The organism is Halopseudomonas sp. 4NH20-0008 (assembly GCF_057548395.1).
In genome coordinates, this window is the sequence record NZ_BAAJMD010000003.1 from 76113 (window position 1) to 98509 (window position 22397).

The 22397-nt window shown below is 59.7% G+C and carries 21 protein-coding genes and 1 pseudogene; 6 read left to right on the forward strand and 16 right to left on the reverse strand.

The window, feature by feature from the left end; all coding sequences use genetic code 11:
* Position 1: 1 nt before the first annotated feature.
* Positions 2-1786 (reverse strand): protein-disulfide reductase DsbD, encoded by a 1785-nt coding sequence (gene dsbD, locus AC27HQ_RS04025; protein ID WP_487154701.1) that lies wholly within the window; start codon positions 1784-1786, stop codon positions 2-4.
* 141 nt (positions 1787-1927) lie between these two features.
* Between dsbD and AC27HQ_RS04030 the strand changes: the two genes are divergently transcribed.
* The 4 genes from AC27HQ_RS04030 (at position 1928) to AC27HQ_RS04045 (ending at position 4947) form a co-directional block, all read left to right on the forward strand.
* Positions 1928-2914: a DUF2333 family protein gene (locus AC27HQ_RS04030; RefSeq protein ID WP_487154702.1), complete on the forward strand. Its 987-nt coding sequence runs from the start codon at positions 1928-1930 to the stop codon at positions 2912-2914.
* The gene (locus tag AC27HQ_RS04035) at positions 2911-3441 is read left to right on the forward strand and encodes an NUDIX hydrolase (RefSeq protein WP_487155008.1); all 531 of its coding nucleotides are present in this window, start codon (positions 2911-2913) and stop codon (positions 3439-3441) included. Before AC27HQ_RS04030 ends, AC27HQ_RS04035 begins: the two co-directional genes overlap by 4 nt.
* An 18-nt stretch (positions 3442-3459) precedes the next feature.
* On the forward strand, positions 3460-3828 hold the full coding sequence (locus AC27HQ_RS04040; RefSeq protein WP_487154704.1) for a translation initiation factor Sui1: 369 nt from the start codon (positions 3460-3462) through the stop codon (positions 3826-3828).
* An 87-nt stretch (positions 3829-3915) separates the two neighbouring features.
* Positions 3916-4947: a GGDEF domain-containing protein gene (locus tag AC27HQ_RS04045; protein ID WP_487154705.1), complete on the forward strand. Its 1032-nt coding sequence runs from the start codon at positions 3916-3918 to the stop codon at positions 4945-4947.
* Here AC27HQ_RS04045 and AC27HQ_RS04050 read toward each other — a convergent pair.
* Both AC27HQ_RS04050 and AC27HQ_RS04055 read right to left on the reverse strand, forming a co-directional pair.
* Positions 4944-5720 (reverse strand): methyltransferase domain-containing protein, encoded by a 777-nt coding sequence (locus AC27HQ_RS04050; RefSeq protein WP_487154706.1) that lies wholly within the window; start codon positions 5718-5720, stop codon positions 4944-4946. The genes AC27HQ_RS04045 and AC27HQ_RS04050 overlap by 4 nt on opposite strands.
* A gap of 200 nt (positions 5721-5920) precedes the next feature.
* A complete protein-coding gene (locus AC27HQ_RS04055) occupies positions 5921-6688 on the reverse strand; it encodes an ATP-binding protein (protein ID WP_487154707.1) in 768 nt (255 codons plus the stop codon).
* A gap of 149 nt (positions 6689-6837) precedes the next feature.
* On the opposite strand from AC27HQ_RS04055, the gene AC27HQ_RS04060 reads away from it, so the two are divergent.
* The gene (locus AC27HQ_RS04060; protein WP_464383627.1) at positions 6838-7929 is read left to right on the forward strand and encodes an IS5 family transposase; all 1092 of its coding nucleotides are present in this window, start codon (positions 6838-6840) and stop codon (positions 7927-7929) included.
* 132 nt (positions 7930-8061) lie between these two features.
* Here the strand turns inward: AC27HQ_RS04060 and AC27HQ_RS04065 are convergent, their stop codons facing one another.
* From AC27HQ_RS04065 to AC27HQ_RS04075, 3 genes are all read right to left on the reverse strand, one after another.
* A complete protein-coding gene (locus tag AC27HQ_RS04065; protein ID WP_487154708.1) occupies positions 8062-8508 on the reverse strand; it encodes an AlbA family DNA-binding domain-containing protein in 447 nt (148 codons plus the stop codon).
* A gap of 1 nt (position 8509) precedes the next feature.
* Positions 8510-11356 carry a TrlF family AAA-like ATPase gene (locus AC27HQ_RS04070; protein WP_487154710.1) on the reverse strand — a complete coding sequence of 949 codons (2847 nt, stop codon included), beginning with the start codon at positions 11354-11356 and terminating at the stop codon, positions 8510-8512.
* 79 nt (positions 11357-11435) lie between these two features.
* Positions 11436-11627 carry a type II toxin -antitoxin system TacA 1-like antitoxin gene (locus AC27HQ_RS04075; RefSeq protein WP_487154712.1) on the reverse strand — a complete coding sequence of 64 codons (192 nt, stop codon included), beginning with the start codon at positions 11625-11627 and terminating at the stop codon, positions 11436-11438.
* Positions 11628-11860: 233 nt separating this feature from the next.
* Here AC27HQ_RS04075 and AC27HQ_RS04080 point away from each other — a divergent pair.
* Positions 11861-12307, forward strand: a pseudogene (locus AC27HQ_RS04080) (EAL domain-containing protein); the annotation flags it as partial.
* A gap of 455 nt (positions 12308-12762) precedes the next feature.
* Here the strand turns inward: AC27HQ_RS04080 and AC27HQ_RS04085 are convergent.
* The 10 genes from AC27HQ_RS04085 to AC27HQ_RS04130 all read right to left on the reverse strand — a co-directional run bounded on the left by AC27HQ_RS04085 (position 12763) and on the right by AC27HQ_RS04130 (position 22075).
* Complete coding sequence (locus tag AC27HQ_RS04085) at positions 12763-13062, reverse strand: EAL domain-containing protein (RefSeq protein ID WP_487154713.1); 300 nt, start codon at positions 13060-13062, stop codon at positions 12763-12765.
* Positions 13063-13082: 20 nt separating this feature from the next.
* Positions 13083-14153: a protein-glutamate methylesterase/protein-glutamine glutaminase gene (locus tag AC27HQ_RS04090; RefSeq protein ID WP_487154714.1), complete on the reverse strand. Its 1071-nt coding sequence runs from the start codon at positions 14151-14153 to the stop codon at positions 13083-13085.
* A gap of 8 nt (positions 14154-14161) precedes the next feature.
* Positions 14162-14668, reverse strand: coding sequence for a chemotaxis protein CheD (locus AC27HQ_RS04095; RefSeq protein ID WP_487154716.1), 507 nt, complete (start codon positions 14666-14668; stop codon positions 14162-14164).
* Positions 14665-15471 (reverse strand): CheR family methyltransferase, encoded by an 807-nt coding sequence (locus AC27HQ_RS04100; RefSeq protein WP_487154717.1) that lies wholly within the window; start codon positions 15469-15471, stop codon positions 14665-14667. Before AC27HQ_RS04100 ends, AC27HQ_RS04095 begins: the two co-directional genes overlap by 4 nt.
* A 106-nt stretch (positions 15472-15577) precedes the next feature.
* Positions 15578-16111, reverse strand: a complete 534-nt coding sequence (locus AC27HQ_RS04105) for a chemotaxis protein CheW (protein ID WP_487154719.1) — start codon at positions 16109-16111, stop codon at positions 15578-15580.
* A gap of 12 nt (positions 16112-16123) precedes the next feature.
* Entirely contained in the window at positions 16124-17776 is a 1653-nt protein-coding gene (locus AC27HQ_RS04110; RefSeq protein ID WP_487155009.1) for a methyl-accepting chemotaxis protein, read from the reverse strand.
* 32 nt (positions 17777-17808) lie between these two features.
* Positions 17809-20013 (reverse strand): chemotaxis protein CheA, encoded by a 2205-nt coding sequence (locus AC27HQ_RS04115; RefSeq protein WP_487154720.1) that lies wholly within the window; start codon positions 20011-20013, stop codon positions 17809-17811.
* Positions 20014-20036: 23 nt separating this feature from the next.
* A complete protein-coding gene (locus AC27HQ_RS04120; protein WP_487154722.1) occupies positions 20037-20363 on the reverse strand; it encodes an STAS domain-containing protein in 327 nt (108 codons plus the stop codon).
* 22 nt (positions 20364-20385) lie between these two features.
* Positions 20386-20754: a response regulator gene (locus AC27HQ_RS04125; RefSeq protein ID WP_487154724.1), complete on the reverse strand. Its 369-nt coding sequence runs from the start codon at positions 20752-20754 to the stop codon at positions 20386-20388.
* A 97-nt stretch (positions 20755-20851) separates the two neighbouring features.
* Positions 20852-22075, reverse strand: a complete 1224-nt coding sequence (locus tag AC27HQ_RS04130) for a methyl-accepting chemotaxis protein (protein ID WP_487154725.1) — start codon at positions 22073-22075, stop codon at positions 20852-20854.
* Positions 22076-22397: the final 322 nt, after the last annotated feature.

Here is a 22397-nt window from a genome sequence, read left to right on the forward strand (position 1 = left end):
ATTACCTTTCGAGCGCGGCGCGGGCATGCTCTTGAAAAACCGCCTTGCTTACCTCTCCAACCAGCCGCAACGCGGTTATTTCCTGGCCATTGCGGTCGTAGAACAGAAAAGCCGGTGGGCCGAACAGATTCCGACTGTCCAGCCACTGGCGTTGATCGGTGGTATTGGCGGTCAGGTCGAATTTGATGCGCTGCATGCGATCCAGGTCACGCCTGACTTCCGGATCGGCGAGAATGGTGCGCTCCATGAGTTTGCAACTGATGCACCAGTCCGCATACAGCTCGACTATGGCGTGTTGCTGCTGCGCACTGGCCTGTTGCTGCCGTTCGGCCAACTCGGATTGAGCTGAGACGCTGAAAAAATAGCCGTCCGCCTGTTGCGAACCGGTCGCTTGTCCGGTCAGCGGGGCAAGGGGTTGCAATGGGTTGTTGCCGCCGGCCAGGGCGCCGGCCAGCAGCGCCGCTGAGTAAAAAGCGGCCAACAAGGACAGCACCCGCGCCAGACGGGCAAGGTTGCTTTGCGGATGTCGATCAAACAGACCCAGCTGGACGGCCAGACCAGCGCTCAGGGCAGACCACAGGGCCAGGCTCGCCGGACCCGGCAGTACGCGCTCCAGCAGCCAGATGGCCACACCCAGCAGACCAAAGCCGAAGACCTGTTTGACGCCGTTCATCCAGGCGCCGGATTTGGGCAGCAACGCGTTACCAAAAACCGCCACCAGCAGCAGTGGCAGGCCCATGCCAAGGGCCAGGGCGAACAGTCGTGCTGCACCTCCCAGGGCATCGCCGGTGGTGCTGATATAGACCAGGGCGCCGGCCAGTGGTGCAGAAATACAGGGCGAAACAACCAGCGTTGAGAGTGCCCCCATGACCGCCGCACCGGGAACGGAGCCGCCGCGGGTGCGGCTGCCCAGGCGCTCGAGGGGCTCGCGGATAAAGGCCGGCAAGCGCAGATCAAACAAACCGAACATCGCCAGGGCAAAGATCACGAAAAACAGCGCGAACACACTCAACACCACTGGGGACTGCAGTCGTGCCTGGATATTCAGGGCCGCACCAAACAGGCCAATCAGGGCGCCCACCAGGGCGAAGGTCAGCGCCATGGCCAGTACGTAGCTGCTGGCCAGTATCAGCGCCCGTGGTCGATCAATGTCCGTACGACCAACCACCAGGCTGGACAGAATCGGCAACATGGGCAGTACGCAGGGGGTAAAGGTCAGGCCCAGACCGGCCAGCAGAAACAGCAGCAGGGCAACCAGCAGACCGCTGCGATCGGGTGCCTGTGTTTCAGGCGCTGCGGCAGACTCGCCGGGCAGGCGCAGGGAAAGGGTTTCCGGCGGATAGCACAGGCCTGCATCGGCGCAGCCTTGATAGTCGATGCTCAACTCTGCTCCGGCAATCGGACCCGTACTGGTCAGGGTGATGTCCAGGGCGTTGTAATACACCTCAACATCGCCAAAGAACTCGTCCTGTTTTTGTTCTCCGGCGGGCAGGGTGATTTCGCTGATGCGGCTTGGCTCGCCATCAACCCTGAATGCAAGCCGGTGCCGATACAGGTAATAGCCGGGGGCTATATCAAATCGCAACCGAATCAGCGGGCCGTCCACCTCCGTTTGAGTCAGGCGGAAAGCCTGGTCTACCGGTAGAAAACGTTGCTGGGTTACGGAGCCAAAGAGGCTGCCAGAGCTGTTCGCTCCCGGGCTGGACAAGGGCGTGGCTTGGGCGAAGCCAGCCAGCAGCAGGCAGATCATCAGTGTCAGGCGTAACAGCAAGGTCGGGTATTCCATGGTTGCTCAATGGCTGCCATCATAAACCCTGTGCCCCCGAATGCCGAGTGGCATTCTGTCTCAATCCTTTAACCGCCATACAGGGATGCCCCGGTTATTAGATGGTATGCTCTAGGAACACTTGGTTAAGGAGATCTGGCAATGAAACTTGGCAAATGGTCACTGGGTGAAGGCCGCGCGTCCTATCGGGCTGCGGGTAGCTCAGGTGGCCGGTCTGTGCTCGGCAAGATGCTTGCCGCGCTTTTCGTGCTGTATATCCTGTTCTGTTTGTTGCTAGGCTGGTACTGGAGCCGTGAGCCCGGTCTTGAGCCGCTTGGCGTGCCGGCGCCGGCCAGCCAAAGTGTCAATGGAGAACTGACGGCCCAGACCCTGAGCCGGCTGATGACCACGCTACTGGACAAGCCCGGTGGCTTTTTGAGTAATGATATTGCCCCTCCCGGGGTCTGGCTGGACAACATGCCTGCCTGGGAGTTTGGCGTGCTGGTACAAGTGCGTGACATGACCCGGGCCATGCGGCGGGATATGGCGCGTTCGCAGTCGCAATCGGCTGAAGATCGTGATCTCGCTCGTGCCGAACCGCGCTTTCATTTCGATAATGACAGTTGGGCCATGCCGGCCAGCGAAAGTGAGTATCGTGATGGGTTGAAGGCGCTGGACAGCTACACCGTGCGACTGCAGCAAGGTGATGCCGACTTCTACCCGCGTGCCGACAATCTGGCCAGTTGGATGGGCGACGTCAGCACGCGCATGGGTTCCTTGTCCCAGCGTTTGTCGGCCAGCGTTGATCAGGCGCCGGTAACGGATGGCAGTCGCCCCCGTGAGCAAACACCCTGGCTGGAAATCGATGATGTGTTCTATGAAGCGCGCGGCACAGCCTGGGCGTTGGTGCACCTGCTGCGCGCGGTCGAGGTGGATTTTGCCGATGTCATTGTCAAGAAGAATGCTCAGGCCAGTCTGCAGCAGATCATCCGTGAGCTTGAAGCGACGCAGGAGCCTCTTTGGAGCCCCATGGTGCTGAATGGCAGCGGTTTTGGTCTGCTGGCCAATCACTCCCTGGTCATGGCCAATTACCTGTCGCGGGCCAATGCGGCGCTGATCGATCTGCGTCGCTTGCTGGAGCAAGGCTGATCTTGGATGCGCAGTCGATTGCTGATTACCTCGCTGCTTCCGCCCGTGAGCAGGTGATCCAGGTTGATGAGTGGGATAATCCGCTGGGTGTCGTCAATCGTGAACAGGTGCAGCGTGAGGGCTTGATCACCCGCTGCACCTATATCTTTGTCTTCAATAGCAGCGGGTTGTTATGCATGCACCGCCGCACCGAGCACAAAAGGTTGTATCCCGGATACTGGGATCTGGCTGCCGGTGGTCTGGTAGGCGCAGGTGAAAGCTACCGACAGGGTGCAGAGCGCGAGCTGGAAGAAGAGTTGGGTATTGTTGATGTTCAGTTACGCTCGCATGGACGTTTCTATTACCAATCGCCTGAAAGCAAGCTATGGGGCGGGGTTTTCAGTTGTTGCTGGGATGGGCCGATACGCATGCAGCCAGAAGAGGTGCTGGCGGTGCGCTGGATCGATCCGAAGCTGCCCTGGCAGCGGCAGGGGGAGTGCTACACCCCTGATTCTCTGCAAGCCATGTCGCGTCTTTCGGGGCTTTAACGGGGGAATCAGAGCGGTATGAAATCAAGCAAAGGCCTGGCTGGGCTGGGCGGTCTTGTCTACTCAACAGAAAGCGGGCGTACCTGCCCACAATGCCGACTGCCGATTGCCGAGTGCAACTGCGCTCAGTCAGCCATTCCCGAGGGTGATGGCATCGCCCGTGTTCGCCGAGAGACCAAGGGTCGCGGTGGCAAGACAGTGACGACGGTCAGTGGCTTGTGTCTCAAGGCCGACGATCTTAAAAATCTGGCCAAGGAGCTCAAGGCCCGTTGCGGCTGTGGCGGCGGAATCAAGGATGGGGTTATCGAGATTCAGGGAGATAAAAGCGAATTTATCTGTGAATGGCTTGCAGGCAAGGGTTTCAAGGTCAAGCGCGCGGGTGGGTGATAAAAAGTTGCGTGTATCGGCAGCCTCGATGCAGCTTCAGGCTAAGCTTCAGTAAGGCAGTCCAGGCTCTCCGATCAAAGGTGCATCATGCAAGAACCGACAATCCCCGAGGATGAAGTCGCGCGGCAGAGGGATCTCGATCAACTGAATATTGTTGACACACCGGCTGATCCTCAAATTGATGCACTTTTGCGTCTGGCTCAGCGACTGTTTCAAGTCAGAACGGTGCTGGTTACCTTGCTCGACGGTGATCGCCAATGGTTCAAGGGGCGGCGCGGCATGTCGCTGGCGGAAACCCCGCGCAAGATTTCCTTTTGTGCTCATGCGATCCAGGATGAGGCCATCATGGAGGTGCCTGATGCACGACTTGACCCGCGTTTCCGGGACAATCCGCTGGTCCAGGGTGAACCCTACATCCGTTTCTATGCGGGCATTCCCTTGCATGGCCCTGACGGCTACCGGGTGGGTACCTTTTGTGTGATTGATGGCAGTCCGAGGCAGTTGAGTGATGAGCAGCGTCAGAGTATGCGTGATTTTGCCCGGCTGATTGACGGCCAGTTCAATATCCAGCAACTGCGCTTGAGCCTCCAGGGGCTGCAGCGTGAACTGAAGGATGCACGTCGTCGCGCACTGCTGGATCCGCTGACCCAGCTGTGGAATCGCGAAGGCTTGCAGCAGATGTTGCCTGGCTATGTCCGCAGCGCCCAGCGCGAGGAGTTGCTGGTTGGTTTCATCTACGCCGACCTTGATCGTTTCAAGGCCATCAATGATGACCTTGGCCATGGTGTGGGTGATGAGGTCCTGATCGAAGTAGGTCAGCGACTCAGTGCCGCCATTCGGCCGCAGGATCTGGCCATTCGGCTTGGCGGGGAGGAGTTCGGGGTGCTGGCTCTGGTCAGTTCTCATGATCAGCTCGCGGTGATTGCCGAGCGCATACGTCAGGCGATCCGCTCTGACCGAGTTGCTACTGAAGAACACCGTCTGCAGGTCACTATCAGTCTGGGCACGGCTGTCATGCACGCAGATGACTTGGATGAGGGGGGCGAGCTAATTGATCTCGCCGATCAGGCCTTGTACTGCGCCAAGCAAGCGGGACGAGATTGCGTGATGCGTGGCTAATCAGCCTGGTTTGGCCTGAGCCAGCAGTGCAGATATCGACCCAGTCCGCTGTAGGCAGGGTGACGACTGTATTGCAGCTCATGCTCGATGATCTGTGATTCAGTTGCAAGAGACTGATATTCGGCCGGCATGTAGTCATAAAACACGCGAATACCGCTCTGCGCCTGACAGGTCAGACCGGCTTCGGCTATCCAGCCATGAACGTCCCGGGGGTCCAGTGGCTGCTGTGGCGTCAGGCTGCGCCGGCTGCCGGCCAGTGGCTTGTTAGCCAGCTTGCGGAACTGACCCTTGATCAGGTTCTTGTAAATCAGTGCGTCACGGTTGTAAAAGGCCAATGAAATCGCGCCACTTGGCCTGCACAGATGATTCAGGTGCTGGATGGCGGCGGCTGGATCAGCCAGCCACTCGAGCACTGCATGACAGATGATCAGGTCGTATTGGCTGTCGGCGGGCACATCCTGCAGCGCGCATTGCAGGTACTCAACCGGGTAGCTTGACTCCAGTCCATCCAGACGCAGGCGGGCTGCCTCAAGCATCTCGGCAGAGGGTTCGCAGACGGTGACTCTATGGCCCCGCTGCACTAGCCAGGCGCTCATGTGTCCCAGTCCGGCGCCTGCATCCAGCACCCGCAATGACTGGTCATGCTCACAAATGGCCGGCAACCACTCCTGCAGATCACGGGTCAATACGGCCAGCCGAATGCTGCCTTTGGTGCTGCTGTAGATCTTGTGCGCGAAGTGCGCACCCATATGATCGAAGTAACGGTCGCTCATGGTTTTGACTGACTGGTAGAGGTTAGTGGCAGTGAGGGTGAACTGCGGGCATAAAAAAAGCCAGCTTGTGGCCGGGTTTTTTTGATCTTAATGTGTTGTTTTTTATGGGGTATTTATTTTTGTTATTCTTTGTCCCCCCATTCGTCCCCCCATGTTGGCGGCGCGTCGAGCGAATCGGCGACGTGGCTTGGTCAATCTGCTCAAGTTTGTGGCTCTGCAGCAGGGATAACCAGCAGTAACTCAGATTCATCCACCATGCTGAACACAGGACGTTTTCCTGACAAGCGTTCGCTACTGTCTAGAATAATCTGCACGCCCTCGCCGCGCTTGTCCATCATGGCACTGCGTCCGCTCAGTTCGCGTTCGTTTTCAGGAACCGCACACTTGGCCAGCAGGCTAGTGATCGCTTCATTTCGCGCGGCTTGCCGGTAGGGCAGGCTGTCAACCGTCATGGTGTTTGGAATGGCACCTGGCGAGTAGAGCTCAAGCCGGTCAGCAAACATGCGCAGCCTGATCTTGGCCCCGTGAATGGAGTAATCGCGGTGGGCCACGGCATTTACCAGAGCTTCGAACACCGCGGTCATGTCGTATTGTGGCAGGTCATGCCGACCCTCGTGCTTGCTGGCAGACACCTGCATGTTCTTCTTGACGAAGTGGCAGGCGGCTAGGACCTGAGTATCCAGAGGGCCGGTAATGTCTTGGGCGTCGAGCTGGTAGGCGGCATCGCCTTGCGGCAGCACCTCGGTTCCTCGATAGGCTACTGCCTGAATAAAAGCATTGGGCAGCCAGCGCCGTGGATCATCGCTCGCCATCAAAACACCCGCAATGGTTGGGCGAATTGCATCATCTGCATCAGGTCTGGCCATGGCCAGCTTATTCAGTAGCACCGCGCGGCTGTCCTGAACACGCGGGCTAGCAAAGCGTTGCCACAGCGCAGGTGCCAAGTCGTCCAGTGTAGCGCCCGGCACAGGTTGCTCATCAAAGCGAATGATGCGGGCCTGGCTACGTTGCTGGAACAGGCGCGCTAGCAGCCTGTTGAAATTCGCCTACGGTCTGTCTGACTTTGCAGTGTAAGGTTTACGATATCGGCTCCAATCTGCCGGGAACCCCGATTTCCATGCGTGGCGCCGATATCACTCAGGAATCCTTGTTCACTGTCGCCAAGCTCGATGACTTCGTGCCAGCGACTCACCCCCTGCGCGCCATCCGCAAGCTGGCAGACACCGCTCTGCAGCGGATGAGCGCCCTGTTTGACACCTTGTATGCCGACACCGGTCGCGCCTCGATCGCCCCCGAGAAGCTGATGCGGGCACAGTTGCTGCAGTTGTTCTACTCGCTGCGCAGCGAGCGGATGCTCATGGAGCAACTGGGCTACAACCTGCTGTTCCGCTGGTTCGTCGGCTTGGCCATCGATGATCCGGTGTGGGATCACTCGGTCTTCTCGAAGAACCGTGACCGTCTCAATGCCCAGGCCGTGGCCACCGAATTTCTGAGCGAGGTGGTGCGCCTGGCAGAGAAGCAGGGGCTGATCTCGGATGAGCACTTCTCAGTCGACGGCACATTGCTGCAAGCCTGGGCCTCTCAGAAGAGTTTCCGGCCCAAGGACGACTCTCCAGACGATCAAGGCCCCGGACCACGCAATGCCCCGCCGGACTTCAAGGGGCACAAGCGCAGCAACGACACCCACGCCTCGACCAGCGATCCGGATGCCCGGCTGTACCGAAAGAGCCACAACACCGGCGCGCAGCTGAGTTACATGGGGCATGTGCTGATGGAACACCGCAGTGGCCTGGTGCGCAGTGCTCATGTGACTCTGGCCGGTGGCCGTGGCGAACGCGAAGCCGCGCTGGCGATGCTGAGCAAGCTGGGTGGTCGCCGTCGCCGCACCTTGGCTGCGGACAAGGCCTACGATACGGCAGACTTCGTGGCCGCCTGTCGGGCACTCGGCGTGACACCGCATGTGGCACAGAACACCAGTGGCCGGCGTAGCGCCATCGACGGCCGTACCACGCGCCATGCTGGCTATGGACTGAGCCTGAAGATTCGCGCCTGGATCGAAACCCACTTCGGCTGGCTCAAGGCGGCGGCAGGCCTGCGCCAGGTGAAGCAACGCGGACTTGAGCGTGTCGACGCGCTGTTCCAGCTGGCCATGGCGGCAAGCAACCTGGTGCGCCTGCCGAAGCTGCTGGCTACAGGCTCAATGGCATGAGCGCGTTGACGGGGAAGGTGCGCCTGGAGCACGCCAAATCGGGCTATTTCCATCGATTGGCGCCCTAAACGGGAAGTAAACGAGCGCGACCGCTGCTGCCAGAAGCAGTGGACGTAATCATCGCGGCGAATTTCAACAGGCTGCTAGGTAGTCGGGCGCCATCTCGCGCTTAGCGCTCCCAATCCGATGCAGGTAACCCCCTGGGCTGCGATGTACGAAGAGGCTGCTGGGTACATCCACTTTCAACACAGGGAGTTGTTCTCCTGTGTTACTTGGCAAGGTCATGCGCTCGATTACTGGTGCGATGGGTGGATTGATGCTGTCCAGGCACAATTGTCGAGCGAAGTCCTCTACCAGGTCCAGGCGCTCCAGCGGAATGCCCAGGATCTCACGCGCATCATCTACACCCAGTAGGCACACGCCGCCTCGACTGTTGGCGAAAGCTGCCAATTCGTCAGCCAGGGAATCGCGATGAGGTGCAGTTACTTTCTGCCCAGCAAAGCGTACCTCCTTAAGCTCCAAGAAGGAGTCCTCACCCAGGCGGATTTTCTCCAGTAGATCGGCAATATTGTCGAACACGTCAGACCTCTCTTCCCAATCGTTGGTAGCGGCGCTCGAAAGCTTCTTTTCCGCCCTCCATCACCTGACATACCTCTTCACGCATCTTCTGGTCTTGCAGTGACCCGGTTTGCTTGACGAAGCACTGACTCCTGAAATCGAGTACGTGGATCAACTCGGCATCTCCATTCACAACGATATTCGGGTTGTGAGTCACGATGATGAGTTGGCGGCGCAGTTTGTTGGAGCGAATCTGTTGAACCACCAGGTCGTAGATCAGATGGTTGTCCAAATCATCCTCCGGCTGGTCAAGAACCAACGGTTCTCTGCCATGAGCCAGCAGGAAGGCCAGCATGGCAGCGGCGCGCTGACCAGCGGATGCCTGTCCAATAGACTGGAATTCACGTCCGTCGCCCTTGCGGCTGTACTCGACTTGCAGGCCGTCCTCAGGGAACCAGCACCGAATGTGGTCAATGAACTCCGGGCGCTTGTCGGCTTCTGTCTTTAAAAACTTGTTGAACCAACCACCAAAATCACCGCTACCTTGGCAGGCTTTCGCAAGGCGTCTCTTCATCGCTTTGATAGCGGACTCGAATGCCGGAGTATCCCACTCGTCAGTCTTCTCGGCGAGTTCCGAGTGCAGCATAAGGTCGGCCACTAGCCCCTTGGCCGACTCATCATCTTGGGCTTCTTGATACAGGTCATCCGTGTACTTTCCTTCTGCCGCACCGAGCAAGTCTCTGAGCGAACGGTCGATGGCGCGAGCATCCCGACTGTAGGGAACCAGTGCCATCCGCACATACAGGTTTCCCTCCAAAGTCGATTTCAGAAAACTATCTCGCAACGAGCTAATCGCCTGCCGAGCGCTTTTGACCTGCTCAAGCTGGGTCTGGGCCTTTTCCTTTAGTGCGTCCTGCTGCTTCTGTAGCGCATCAAGCCGCTTGATTTCATTCTCAAGGCGCTGCTTCTCCTGCACGAGACGCCCGTACTCGCTTGGGTCATTCACTCCTTGTTGCTGCAAGTCGGCTTTCAGTTGGTCATACGCCGACTTGGCGTCAGCAACCTGCGCGGCCCAAGTCGAGGCATCCAGTCCTGCTTTTAGCAAGCGGCTTTGTTCATCGAGCTGAGCCGCACTGCTTTCAACGTCAGTCCGCGCCTTCGAAATTGCTTTTTGCAACTGTTGAATAATCTGCAAGGCAGAAGCATCGGCCGCATCATCAAATACACCGTAGGGCAAGTCCTCTGCCAGTAGCTCCTGTGCAAAGCCTTTCAAGCGCACAGCAAGATCTACAGCGCTTTCAAACTGGCGTTCCAGTTCGCGACTCTGCCGGCTGGTCCGCTGGTAGTTCTTCAAAACGACCGCGTGATCGGCTCCTTCGAATCGGGCCAGCTTGCGTTGCACGTCCTGCAGGCCGAGGTTCAGCGCATCACGCCCCTGCAACTTGCCATCGAGCTCGCGCATCTGGGCGCGCGTCGAAAAGAAGCTGCGTTTGCACTCTTCGAAAGCCGCTTGTTGGGTGCTGGTACCGGCCGCATCATCAATGACCCTTAGCAAGGCCTGCTGACTGTCGCCTGCCAGTGCAGCAATCTGCCCCTGGCTGAACAAGCGAATTGGGAAGCGCTGTTCGCTGATGGCTTGGCTGACTGCCGGCCTGAGCTCTGGCGCTGCGTCATCCCATTCCTCAACTGCATGGCCTTGGCCGTCCTGCCGCCAAATCAGGCGGTGAGGTGTGCCGTCACGACTGAGCTGTACGGAAACCTGTGTATCGGCTCGCAACCCACCTTCGTCGTTGCGGTTCTTGGCGACCTTGTTGAATCGGGAAAAGGTTTGGCCTGCTTCAGAACCGAGGGGTAGCTCTTTCTCGCGTCTATAGGCGAGGCGCAAGGCGTGTATAACAGTCGATTTACCCGTACCACGACCGCCGATTAGTGCGTTGAAGTAGGGGTTGAGTGGCAGCGTGGCTGGCTTGCCGCGCCCCATGTATCGTGCGTCACGAATTTCAATTGACTCAATGAAGTGCTCGGGCTTTTTGAATGGGGCAAACCCATCCCCATCATCGCTACGGCGAACGGATATTTCTTGGCCATCCAGCAGGGCCAAGCGCAAACCCTCCAAGCAAGGTTTGGCCATTTTGATCCATGTGTAGCGCGAGCCGGGGATTGCAGAACCTTGGAAGGAGTGGCAATCACTACCGACGACATGGGCAAGCTTCAGCTTAAGTTCGTCGAATATGACAGGCAAAGGCGCTGACATATCGCAACGCTCCAGCGCCAGGATGCCGGGCACTTGCAACACTTGTCTTACGGTGTTCGTGTCGTGCTTGCATTGGCGCGTGCCAGACTCAGTTTGGAGCAGTCCCTTGTCTCCGTCGGAGTGCGCCGGTATGGCGATACCACCTTCCGCAAGGACTCTCTCGACAACCTTTGCAGCGCCCTCGCGTGTTACCCCATCGCTGTCGCCACGCGTACCCGCATAGTCCACTTTCGCGAGTAGGTCACTGATGGTCTGGCTGCTGGCCGATGGGTCAAAGATCGCCAGCAAGTGAAAGCCACCCTGTACGGAAATCTCGACGCCAGGGAACAGATGCAGTTCGCGGAAGCCGGGTGGAGGAGTCCCCGCCTCATCGGCCTGCTTCATCTGCGCATAGGCCGATTTCAACCTGTCGATCCACTCGCCGCTATTGTGATCAGTCACTGCCACGCAATCGATTTCCGCGGCCATATACTTCAGCAGCCAGTTCTCTGGTGTAAGTTCCTGAGGTGTGCCGATTGCAGCTTGCCAAGCGGCCGTGTCCTTGGAGGCTGGTGTGTGGGTATGGAAGTCAAACTTCCACCAGCGTGCGCCGGGATAGATCCAGTTCTGGCTCATGGAAGTTTCCTTGTTCCTCTCATTATTCCTAGCCGCTTGTTGATTTCGATACGTGCTTGCGCTTCCTTGGCTACGCCATTCAGGCTTTCCTCGGCGAAGTCGCGTGGTTGGCTTGGTCTGGCTGCAAATTGTTCTGCTGGGCGTAGTCTAGGATCAACACTTCGATCATCGAGGCGACGGAGCGGTGCTCCCGCTCTGCCGCCTTGCGCAGCAGTTGCTTGATCTCAGCCGAAGTGCGAATTGACAGGGTCTCGTCCTTCAAGCGCTTCATGGAGTGGATCCGGGAGTGAATGTGCTGCAAATGTACTGCGTTTTTTCGTTCGGCCCAACCAAAAATGCTGTTTCAGCTAGATGAGACCTGCCCCAAAGGTTCTTGCTCCGGCAGGTATGAGGTTTGGTTGCATCGCACGACTACTGCGCTGCGGAAGGTGGCGATGCGCCGCCATCCTCGATCGCCTGGGGTGCTAATTCGCCGGATAGATGCGGTTTTTGATAGCCATCTACACCCTCCTGAAGGGATCCCTGGATGCGGTGCTGGCGGGCTTTCCCTTCGAACGTCTGATGCTGGAAGTCACGGAGCACGCTTCCGTCGACGACTATTCCCTGATTGCCGCCGCTCTCAAGCCTCTGCGGGAGCGCCGTTTGAAGCTGGCAGTGGACGACGCCGGCGCGGGCTACGCCAGTTTTCGTCATATCCTCAAATTGCAGCCGGACGTAATCAAACTCGATGTCAGCTTGATCCGGAAAATCGACAGCGACACCGGCTGCAGGGCCTTGGCCGCGGCACTCATCCGGTTCGCCGAGGAAACAGGCAGCAAGATCGTCGCCGAAGGGGTCGAAACCGTTGCGGAGCTGCAGGCCTTGTGCGAACTGAAGGTCAACAAAGCGCAGGGCTACCTGCTCGGACGCCCAGCCTCGATCGATGCCCTGCCGGTCCGGCCGGCCTGGTAGGTTGTTGAAAAACTACCTGCGTGGGCAATACTGCGTTGGAAACGGCCTCGCGTGCGAGCCCAGTCAAAATGCTCATTTACAGCATGTAAACTCTGCTTCTTCGGCCGTTTTGACCAGCCGGAGGCTGTTACTAACGTAACGCCTTGTCTTGCCTGCCTCGCCTACGTTTTCAACGGCCTGCTAGCGTCCCCGCCCGGCCACGGCCATTGGCAACGAAACGCACCCAGCCAAGATTGCCAATTCGCCCTTGGTCGCCACTCTCGTGGCGGCGGCTGTTCGCAGCCAGTCCGTTCTCGGTTCCCAGTTCGGCTTTACGATTTTTTCCGAATTCTGCGGGCTCCCCACGTTGACCAAACTGGGCCGCTGCATGCCAGGCAAGGCTTACCCATTGACTGAAGCCCGCAGTTTGCGGGGCGGCAGCTACCGCGACAGTTCAAGCGGATAGTCGCCTGCAGTCAAGAGGTGGCCCCGACCAGGTCACGCAAACGTGCGTCATTACTCCGCCACCAGGCCAGCAGCGCATCACCCGGCATGGGTTTGGCCACGAAGTAGCCCTGCACCTCGCCGCAGCCCAGGTCACGTAGCAGCATCCAGTCCTGCAGGGTTTCCACGCCTTCTGCCACTACGCCCAGGCCCAGCTTGCCGGCGATATCCAGGGCGCTTTCCAGGAGGATATCGCCGCACAGCTCGGCCGTGAACTGACGCTGCAGTTCGCTGTCGTCCACAATCAGCACCTGTTGGGGGAGCCTTTTCACGTTCATCATGATCGCCTCGACTATCTCGAACTCATCACCACCCTGGGGATTTCACCCAGGGCTACGACTTGATCCACGCCACCCAGCTTGATGGCCTCTTTCGGCATGCCGAACACCACGCAACTCGCTTCATCCTGGGCATAGGTTCGTGCCCCGGTCTCGTGCAGCTCCTTCAAGCCACGTGCCCCGTCGTCGCCCATACCGGTCATGATGATGCCGGTGGCATTCTTGCCGGCGAACTTGGCCACCGAGCGGAACAGCACATCCACCGAAGGTCGGTGGCGGTTGACCACAGGTCCATCCAGCACCTCGACGTGGTAGTAGGCGCCGCTGCGCTTGAGTAACATATGCTTGCCACCGGGGGCGATCAGGGCCAGGCCGGGAATCACCCGATCATTGTGCTTCGCTTCGCGTACCTCTATCTGCGACAAGCTGTTCAAGCGCTCGGCGAAGGAAGCAGTGAACTTCTCCGGCATGTGCTGCACGATCACGATGCCGGGGCAGACTCGCGGCAACGCGGTCAGTACAGACTCCAGCGCTTGGGTACCGCCCGTGGAGGTGCCGATAGCGACAATCCGCTCGGTGGTTTGCGCCATGGCCTGGCCGCCAGGGGCGGAGAGAATGGCATCGGCATGCAGCTTGGTGGGCACCGGGGCCCCCGCCGCAGTGTTCCTGGCCAGAAGCCGGACGTTGGCCTGGGCGGCGGCCCTGACCGCTGCCACCAGCTCGGCAGCGGAGTCTTGCAGGAAGTCCTTCAGACCGACCTTGGGTTTGGTGATAATTTCCACGGCGCCGGCGGCGAGCGCTTGCAAGGTTGTTTCCGCGCCTTTTTCCGTGAGTGAGGAACAGATCACTACCGGCGTAGGCCGCTCGGCCATGATTTTCTTCAGGAAGGTGATGCCATCCATTCGCGGCATTTCCACGTCCAGCACAATGACGTCCGGCCACTCTTTGGCCAGTTTGGCCATGGCGAAAAGCGGGTCGGAGGCGGCTCCTGTCACCCGGATATCCGGCTCGCGCTCCAGCAGCGCCAGCATGACCTGACGCACCACGGCGGAGTCGTCCACCAATAGAACCCTGATTTTCTTCATCGGCCCCTCTAGCTCTCATTCAGGCGTTGGTGGCGAACCCACACATGACCGCTGCGGATATCGAAGATGACGTTGCGGTGCCCACTGCGGCCCAGATCCTCAGCGCTCAGCTGCAGCCGATGGCGGGCCACGAGCCGGTGCGCGGCGGCGACATTGCTGTCGGCAATATTGTGCATGCCGGGACTGCCGCTCGCGGTTTTCTTGCGGTAGCCGGGGAACATATTGCCGCCACCGAACAGCTTGACCTGGTACTCCTCCAGCTGTGTGCCATGGCGAGCCACCTCCAGCAGAAAAAGCCCCATGGCTTCCTCGGCGTATTTGCCGTCGAGTGGGCTGCCGGGCGTATGGCGGCTCGGCAACATGTAGTGGCACATGCCGCCGACCAAACGCTTCGGATGCCACAGGGTGATGGCCACGCAAGAGCCCAACAGGGTGCGGATGCGAGTGGAGGCGTCGCCGAAATAGAATTCGCCGGGCTGCAGGAAGATGTCGATGTCGGCTGCGATTTTTTTCATGGCTTGCGGTAAATTGACGGGGTGATCAGTTTCAGCGCTTCGCTGATACCGTTGAGGCTTTCCGAATGGCTGACGATAAAATAGCCACCAGGTTTGAGCAGCGGCAGCATGCGGGCGACCACCTTGCGCTTGGTGTCCTGATCGAAGTAGATCATCACGTTGCGCAGAAAGATCACCTCGAACTCGCCAATCTTGGGCAGCTCTTCGTTGAGGTTGATCTGCATAAAGTGCACCCGCTCGCGCAGGCTGCGCTCGATCAGGAAGGTGCCCTCCTGGCGGCCGGTGCCCTTTAGGCAATGCTTGACCAACAGTGGCTGCGCGATGGTACGTGCGCGTGCCAGCGGATAGTGGCCGCTGCGGGCTTTGGCCAGCACCTGGCTGCTGATGTCCGAGCCGATGATTTCCCAGGGTGTGCTGCCCAGGCCATCGGCCAGGGTCATGGCCAGGCTGTAGGGTTCCTCGCCGGATGAGCTGGCGGCGCTCCACAGGCGGAAGGTCTTGCCCGCCATGGCCTTGGGCAGCACCTGCTCGCGCAGGAAGTCGAAATGCTTGGGTTCGCGAAAAAAATAGGTTTCGTTGGTGGTGAGCAGATCCAGGGCCACCTGCAGTTCGGCCGTGGCCTCGTGGCCCATTATCAGCTGGAAATAATCGCCGTAGCTGTTCAACTGGTGGTGTTTCAGGCGCTTGAACAGACGCCCGGCCACCAGCGCCTTCTTCGCTGGGGACAGGTTGATGCCGGCGGCACGGTAGAGCCAAGCCTGGAACTGCTTGAACTCGCCATCCTTCAGCGCTGTTGCATTCATGGTGGAACATCCTTGCCGGGTAGACAGCTTGCGTTGCAAGAAAAGCGTCCCATGGCCGAGGCGCATCACGCGCACGACAGGGACGCTTATCGAATAGCCGGAACCATCACTCCGAGGCAGGCGACTCCAGCGCGCCAACCTCGGACAGCATGGCCATCTCATCGACCGACAACACGCGGTCGACGTTGAGGACGATGACGAACTTGCCGTTCACCTTGGCCATGCCACTGATAAAGTCGGAACGGATCTTGGCACCGAAGTTGGGGGCCGGTTCGATCTCGCTGGCGGGAATCTCCAGCACCGCCGACACCGCATCAACCATCAGGCCGACATCCTGGGTGCCGGCCTCCGACTCCGCCTCGATGATGACGATGCAGCTGCGCCGGGTGATCTCGGAGCTGTGCCGGCCAAAACGCGCCGACAGGTCCACCACCGGCACCACCGCGCCGCGCAGGTTGATCACCCCGCGGACGAAGGCGGGCATCATCGGCACGCTGGTGAGCTGGCCGTATTCGAGTATCTCCTTGATTCCGAGAATGCCGATGGCAAACATCTCCCCACCCAGCATAAAAGTCAGGTATTGCGCCTCCTCTTCTTGGAGGGTGGCCTCGGGTCGAGTTGTTGTAACCAATGCGCCCATGACGACCTCCAGTTAGAAGCGGGTGAATTCGGCTTCTGCCGGACTGCTGGCCGCATGCGCATGGCTGCTTGCCGTGTGCGAGTGTGCAGGCGTGTGGGGCTGCTGCTTGACGGCCACCGGAGCCCGATGCGGTATAGTCTTGTGCGGGCTGGCGTTGGCCGCAGTCACGGTAAAGAAGCTCATCGCCTGCTGCAGCTGCTCGGCCTGGCTGCTCATCTCTTCGGAGGTGGCGGCCAGTTCCTCGCTGCTGGAAGCGTTTTGCTGAGTGATCTGGTTGAGCTGGGTCATGGCGGTGTTGATCTGCCCAACCCCGGAGGCCTGCTCCTCGGAAGCGGCGCTGATTTCCTGTACCAGATCGGAGGTCTTGGTGATCGAGGGCAGCATGGCGTCCAGCAGCTTGCCGGCCTTCTCGGCCAGCTCCACGCTGCTGGAGGACAGCTGGCCGATCTCCTGTGCCGCCACCTGACTGCGTTCGGCCAGTTTGCGCACTTCGGCCGCCACCACGGCGAAGCCTTTGCCGTGCTCCCCGGCGCGCGCCGCCTCGATGGCGGCGTTGAGCGCCAGCAGGTTGGTCTGGTAGGCGATGTCGTCGATGATGCCGATGCGCTGGGCGATCTGCTTCATGGCAGCGACCGTCTGCTGCACCGCCTCGCCGCCCTCGGTCGCTTCCTTGGCGGCCTTGCCGGCCATGCCGTCGGTGACCTTGGCGTTCTCGGTGTTCTGGTTGATGCTGGCGCTCATCTGTTCGATGGAGGCGCTGGTCTCCTCGACGCTGGCGGCCTGCTCGCTGGTGGCTTGGCTCATCGACTGGGCGGTGGCGCTGACCTCTTCCGAGGCACTGGCCAGGTTATCGGCCGAGTTACGCACCTCGGCGATGATATGCGCCAGTTTGCCGACCATATCCTGCATGGAGCTCAACAACATGCCGGTCTCGTCTTTGGAGGTCACTTCAATCTTGGCGGTCAGGTCGCCCTCGGCGAGCTGGCTGGCGACCTGGGCGGCGATATTCAACGGGCGGGAGATAATGCGCGAGATAAACAGTGCCAACACCAGACCGATGGCCAGGGCTGCGATCAATACCCCGATGATGGCGAGCCGTGCGCTGGCATAGAGGTCGTCGCCCCGCACGCTGGCAGCGGCCGAACTTGCGTCGCCCAGCTCGACCATCTTCTGGATTTCGGCGAGCATGGCGTCGAAGGCTTGGCGCGACTCGCCAGCGAATAATGTCTGCGCCTCTTCGGTCAGTAACTGACGTGAAGTATTGAGCAGGGTCTTGCTGACGTTCTGGTAGGCCGTCCATTTGACCTGGAAAGCCTCATAGAGCTGCTGCTCTTCCGGGCTGGCGATGAGTTTCTCGTAGATGACCCTGCTCTTTTCCAGTTCTTCGATATTATGAGCAGCCAGTTGTTCCAGACTGCTCATTTCCTCTGGATTTTGCGCAAGGATATGCCGCGACTCCTGGAGTCGGTATTCGGCGGCATAGTAGCGCATGCCCTGGGCAGCACGCATGGACGGCAACCAGTTGTCGGCAATTTCATTCCCGGTATCGTTCACCTCGGAGAGCTGGATGATGGAAAAGCCCCCCATAAAGGCGGTCAATGCCAGCACCGTAAGGAACGAAGCGATGAGCTTGGTGGCAATCTTCAAGTCGTAGAACCATTTCATCATGTAACTCCTTGGATAATTCGATAGCGGACTTAGCGAGCAAGCACGGGTGTTCTGGGTTGTTGTGACGCCTGTTGGTTTTCGTGTTGGACGATCTGCTGTACCAGCGATGGAACATCGAGAATCAGGGCCACCGCACCATTGCCGAGAATGGTCGAGCCGCTGATGCCACGCAGTGCGCTGAACAGCTTGCCCAGCGGTTTGATTACGGTCTGGAATTCACCCTGCAGCTCGTCCACCACCAGGCCGGCCTTGTGTTCGCCACAGTGCACCACAACTACATTCTCCCGGCGGCCGGCGCTGTCGCCGGCGTTGAACTGTTCGCGCAGGAACACCAGCGGCAGCACCTCGCCACGCAGGTTGAGGTAGCTGCGTTCACGGGTAGCGCGGCGGTCCTCTGCGGACAGCTCAAGGCACTCCTGCACCATATCCAGCGGCACCACGTAGCTGGCTTGGCCGACCCCGACCAGGAAGCCGTCGATGATCGCCAGGGTCAGCGGCAGGCGGATGCGCACCGTGGTACCGCGGCCAGCCTGGCTGTCGAGGTCGACGCTGCCGCGCAGGGCGGCGATGTTGCGCTTGACCACGTCCATTCCTACACCGCGCCCGGAGAGATTGGTGACTGCGGCAGCCGTGGAAAACCCCGGTTCGAAGATCAGGTTGTAGATCTCCTGATCGCTTGGCGTGGCGCTGTCGGCGAGCAGGCCGCGCTCCCTGGCCTTGTGCAGGATGCGCTCACGGTCGAGGCCGGCGCCGTCGTCGGCGATCTCGATAACGATGCTGCCGGAGTCGTGGTAGGCATTCAGATGCAAATTACCTTTACCCTGTTTGCCTGCTGCATGACGCGCCTCGGGGGCTTCGATACCGTGATCCATGGCGTTGCGCAGCAGGTGCATCAGCGGGTCGCCGATCTTCTCTACCACAGTCTTGTCCAACTCGGTGTCGGCACCACTGATATGCAGGTCGATATCCTTGCCCAGCTCATGGCTGACATCGCGCACCACCCGCTGGAAACGGTTAAACGTGTCGCCGATGGGTACCATGCGCAGGCGCAGGGCACCGTCGCGGATTTCCTCTACCAGCCCGGAGACGATCGAGGTGGCCTCCTGCAGGGCATCGTTCTGGCAGCTCCGCGCCAGCAGGCTGGCACCGGCACCGGCGATCACCAACTCGCCGACCAGATTGATCAGCTCGTCCAGCTTGTCCGCATGCACGCGGACGTAGCGGCTCTCTTTGTTCTTGTGTTCCTGGATCTGACCTTGTTTGTCCAGGGCGGCCTGAACCAGAGCCGGCTCCACCGCGCGTTGCCCGATCAGGATCTCGCCCAGGGGCGAGGTGTTCTGGGCACTATTGCCGCGCTGCTCGCGCAGGCCTTTTTCCAGCTCCTGCGGCGTCAGCGCACCACTCGCCACCAGCAGATCGCCGAGGCGACTGGCGCTTTCCGGCAAGTTCTCGATCAGCTCGATGTATTCGGCGATCTTGCTGTGCGGCGGCAGGATATGGATCAGGCAGTCGTCGCGCACAAACTCGAATGCTTCGGCGATGGCCGCCTTGTCCGCACTGCTCCGGTAGTCGATCTCGAAGCCGAGGTAACAGGCTTCGGCGTCCATGGCCTCGGCCGCCGGCATGGCATCGGCCAGGGTGGCGATGCGCACGATTTCGCCCTGGCTGCCCAGGTAGCGCAGGAAGGACAGGGGGTCCATGCCATTGCGCAGTACTTCGCGGCCGAAGCGCAGGGAGATATGCCAGAGCTCGGAAGCCACGTCCGCATCGCCACCGATCCGGGTTAGCGCATCATTATCGAGCGGTGCAACGGGTGTGGCGGGGGCTTGTGCAGGGTCACCCTGATAAATGTGCAGGTGTTGGCGCAGACCAGCCTCCCGGGCCAGCGCGGCGCTATCCAGTTGGCCGCCCTGGCCTGCGACCACCTCGACCAGTTCCTGCATATGGTCGCCGCACCGCAGCAGCAGGGCGACCAGCTCGCCGGTGATGACAATCGCACCGTCACGCACGCGATCCAGTACGTCTTCGACTATATGGGTGAAGCCGACTATGGGCTCCAGGCCAAACAAGCCGGCCGAGCCCTTGATGGTGTGAGCGGCGCGAAATATGGCACCCAGCGTATCGGCGTCGCTCGGGTCGCTTTCCAGTCGCAGCAGCGACTCTTCCATATCCTGCAGCAGCTCGCGGGCTTCGGCGATAAAGGTTTGCAGGGCCTGATTGAGATTGATGCTCATGCTGAATTCCTTGTGCAGTGAGGTCAGCTGTTGGCCGAGTGTGAGATCACCAGGGGGTCGCCGAAAAAGGCGGCGAGGTTGCACAGATCAAAAACTTCGAGCACGGCCCGGCTGTGCCAGGCCAGGCGCAGGGTGGTGCCGACGCGCTCCGTTTCGCGCTTGGCCAGGATCAGCAGTTGCAGCCCGGCGCTGTCCAGTTCGCTGACCTGGGACAGGTCGATTTCTAGCTCACCCGGTTGGGCCAGATGGGGCAGCAGCTGTGACTTCAGCTCGACGGCGGTGTAGATGCTCATCTCGCCTTCGATATGCAGCAGGCACAGGCCATTTTTCATTTCGGCGCGGATAGTCATGGTTGGCTCCGAGGTCTGCGGATCAAGGCAGGATCAGTTTGGACACGGCGGCCAGCATTTGCGCAGGCTGAAAGGGTTTGACCACCCAGGCCTTGGCCCCGGCAGCCTGGCCTTCCTGCTTTTTCGCCTCCTGGGATTCAGTGGTTAGCATGATGATCGGCGTGAATTTGTAATTAGCCAGCTTCTTCACCTCTTTGACGAGGGTGATGCCGTCCATGTTGGGCATGTTCACGTCACTGATCATCAGGTGGATCTTCTGCCCGGTCAGTTTGGCCAGGGCATCTTTGCCATCGCTGGCCTCGATCACCTCGTAGCCGGCACCTTTCAGGGCGATGCTGACCACTTGACGCACGCTGCTGGAGTCGTCGACGACCATTACCGTTTTAGCCATGCTGCTCTCCCCTAAAAAATCTAAGCACATGTTTTAAAAGCCTTATTCGAGGCGCACGACTGACCATTGCAGAACAATGAACGATCTGGCGTGCCGACTAGAAGAAGGTGATTTCCTGTTCTCTCGCTGAGCTGGAATTAGCGCCATGGTGGATCTGGCGTTGCTCATAGGTGGCGTAAGTCAGTTCCATTTCCGCTAGCCAGGCCTGGGCGTCGATCTGAGCCGACTGATCCGGACTTTGCTGGCATTGCTGTAAGTGGCGGTGCAGCGCTTCCATGTTGCCACGCACATGGGCGAGGATCTGACTAACCCGGTCCTGGAACTGCAGGGCGACCAGCACCTCGCTGATTTCGTCGCGGATACCGAGGCTTTCCTGGCGCAGAAGCTCGGTGGAGCCCGACAGGCGCTGGGTAATGCCATGGAAACGATCCAGCACATGCTGGATGCTGGCTTCGGAGGTGGCTAGCGAGTGGCTGTCGTTCGCCGCCGTGTTGCTCGCCACCTCAACCAGGCGGGTGATGGCGGAGTTGATGATATCCACCGTGGCGGACATCTTCTGCCCGGCTTCACTGGACAGGCTCGAAAGACTGCGCACGGCATCGGCCACCACAGCGAAACCGCGTCCGGCCTCACCGGCACGGGCAGCTTCGATCGCAGCATTGAGTGCCAGCAGGTTGGTTTGCGCTGCAATCGCCGCAACCTCCTTGGCCATGCTCAGCAGTTCGTCGGTGTAGCCGGTCAGGCCGCGTACCTGTTCAAGCATCTCGTCGCGGCTGACTTGTGCGGCCCTGAGGGAGTCAATCACCCGGGTGAGGTCACTCTCGCTTTGGTTCAATACGAGCAAGGCACTGTCTTGCCCCCCACCGGCCAAATCACCAGCGGCCTGCTGCGAGGTTTGCACGGCCTCTTCCAGTTTGCTGTAGATGCCGGAGAAGCGCTCGGTGAGGGCAACGATGGCTTGCTCGGTCTGGCTGCGGGAACTTTCCACCTGCCTGGCCCAGATGGGAACGGCCTCCAGGCATACCGCCTGCAAGCCATTGGCGGCCGCCTCGGCGCTGGCGGCCAGGTGGTGCGTCTGGCTGCTGGCAAGTGCTTGAGCCCCCGCTTGTTCGAGTAGGTTGCGGTGACGATGCAAGACCCAGATGGCGGCACCCGCGCCACAGGCAAGCAGGAGCAGGGCGGCAAGCATGGACAGCAGGTGGGTGCCCGCCAGAGTCAGAAGCAAAACAGCGCCGAGCGCAGCGGTCGCGAGGCCCGGCCAGACCAAGGGGAGGGCATTAGGCACTGGGGCGAAATCGGGCTTGCGGTCATAGGCAGACATAGAGCCGTCCTTGATCAAATTGCTCTGGCCTAGCGATAACGTGGCTGTTCATTGCAACGGGCCTTGGTTGGAGTTTTTCCGTCGGCCCGCCTGAGTTCCCAAATCACCCACTAAGGTGAACCTATCGCTCTCAGTGTGACCAAGAAGTTTTGCATGCTCCGCATGATAGCCATTGGCCGGCATTCCAGCAAGCTGATAATGCTTCCCGGAGTTCATTAGGTAGTCGCGCTGTCGCATGGGGAGCAGTCTTGTATCCGGGTTGCTGTGCATCTGCCGGCCCTCGGTCTGAACTGATCCATTGGTTTTTTTTTGTCGGAAGTGG

Excerpts from the sequence above, each read along its gene's own strand:
- AC27HQ_RS04075 (WP_487154712.1), bottom strand. The coding sequence starts at position 11,627 with ATGAAGCGCTTGAAGGACGAGACCCTGTCAATTCGCACTTCGGCTGAG.
- AC27HQ_RS04105 (WP_487154719.1), bottom strand. The coding sequence starts at position 16,111 with ATGGGCGCATTGGTTACAACAACTCGACCCGAGGCCACCCTCCAAGAA.
- AC27HQ_RS04040 (WP_487154704.1), top strand. The coding sequence starts at position 3,460 with ATGAAATCAAGCAAAGGCCTGGCTGGGCTGGGCGGTCTTGTCTACTCA.
- AC27HQ_RS04070 (WP_487154710.1), bottom strand. The coding sequence starts at position 11,356 with ATGAGCCAGAACTGGATCTATCCCGGCGCACGCTGGTGGAAGTTTGAC.
- AC27HQ_RS04095 (WP_487154716.1), bottom strand. The coding sequence starts at position 14,668 with ATGAAAAAAATCGCAGCCGACATCGACATCTTCCTGCAGCCCGGCGAA.
- AC27HQ_RS04120 (WP_487154722.1), bottom strand. The coding sequence starts at position 20,363 with ATGACTATCCGCGCCGAAATGAAAAATGGCCTGTGCCTGCTGCATATC.
- dsbD (WP_487154701.1), bottom strand. The coding sequence starts at position 1,786 with ATGGAATACCCGACCTTGCTGTTACGCCTGACACTGATGATCTGCCTG.
- AC27HQ_RS04090 (WP_487154714.1), bottom strand. The coding sequence starts at position 14,153 with ATGAAGAAAATCAGGGTTCTATTGGTGGACGACTCCGCCGTGGTGCGT.
- AC27HQ_RS04045 (WP_487154705.1), top strand. The coding sequence starts at position 3,916 with ATGCAAGAACCGACAATCCCCGAGGATGAAGTCGCGCGGCAGAGGGAT.
- AC27HQ_RS04125 (WP_487154724.1), bottom strand. The coding sequence starts at position 20,754 with ATGGCTAAAACGGTAATGGTCGTCGACGACTCCAGCAGCGTGCGTCAA.
- AC27HQ_RS04050 (WP_487154706.1), bottom strand. The coding sequence starts at position 5,720 with ATGAGCGACCGTTACTTCGATCATATGGGTGCGCACTTCGCGCACAAG.
- AC27HQ_RS04030 (WP_487154702.1), top strand. The coding sequence starts at position 1,928 with ATGAAACTTGGCAAATGGTCACTGGGTGAAGGCCGCGCGTCCTATCGG.
- AC27HQ_RS04060 (WP_464383627.1), top strand. The coding sequence starts at position 6,838 with ATGCGTGGCGCCGATATCACTCAGGAATCCTTGTTCACTGTCGCCAAG.
- AC27HQ_RS04110 (WP_487155009.1), bottom strand. The coding sequence starts at position 17,776 with ATGAAATGGTTCTACGACTTGAAGATTGCCACCAAGCTCATCGCTTCG.
- AC27HQ_RS04100 (WP_487154717.1), bottom strand. The coding sequence starts at position 15,471 with ATGAATGCAACAGCGCTGAAGGATGGCGAGTTCAAGCAGTTCCAGGCT.
- AC27HQ_RS04115 (WP_487154720.1), bottom strand. The coding sequence starts at position 20,013 with ATGAGCATCAATCTCAATCAGGCCCTGCAAACCTTTATCGCCGAAGCC.
- AC27HQ_RS04130 (WP_487154725.1), bottom strand. The coding sequence starts at position 22,075 with ATGTCTGCCTATGACCGCAAGCCCGATTTCGCCCCAGTGCCTAATGCC.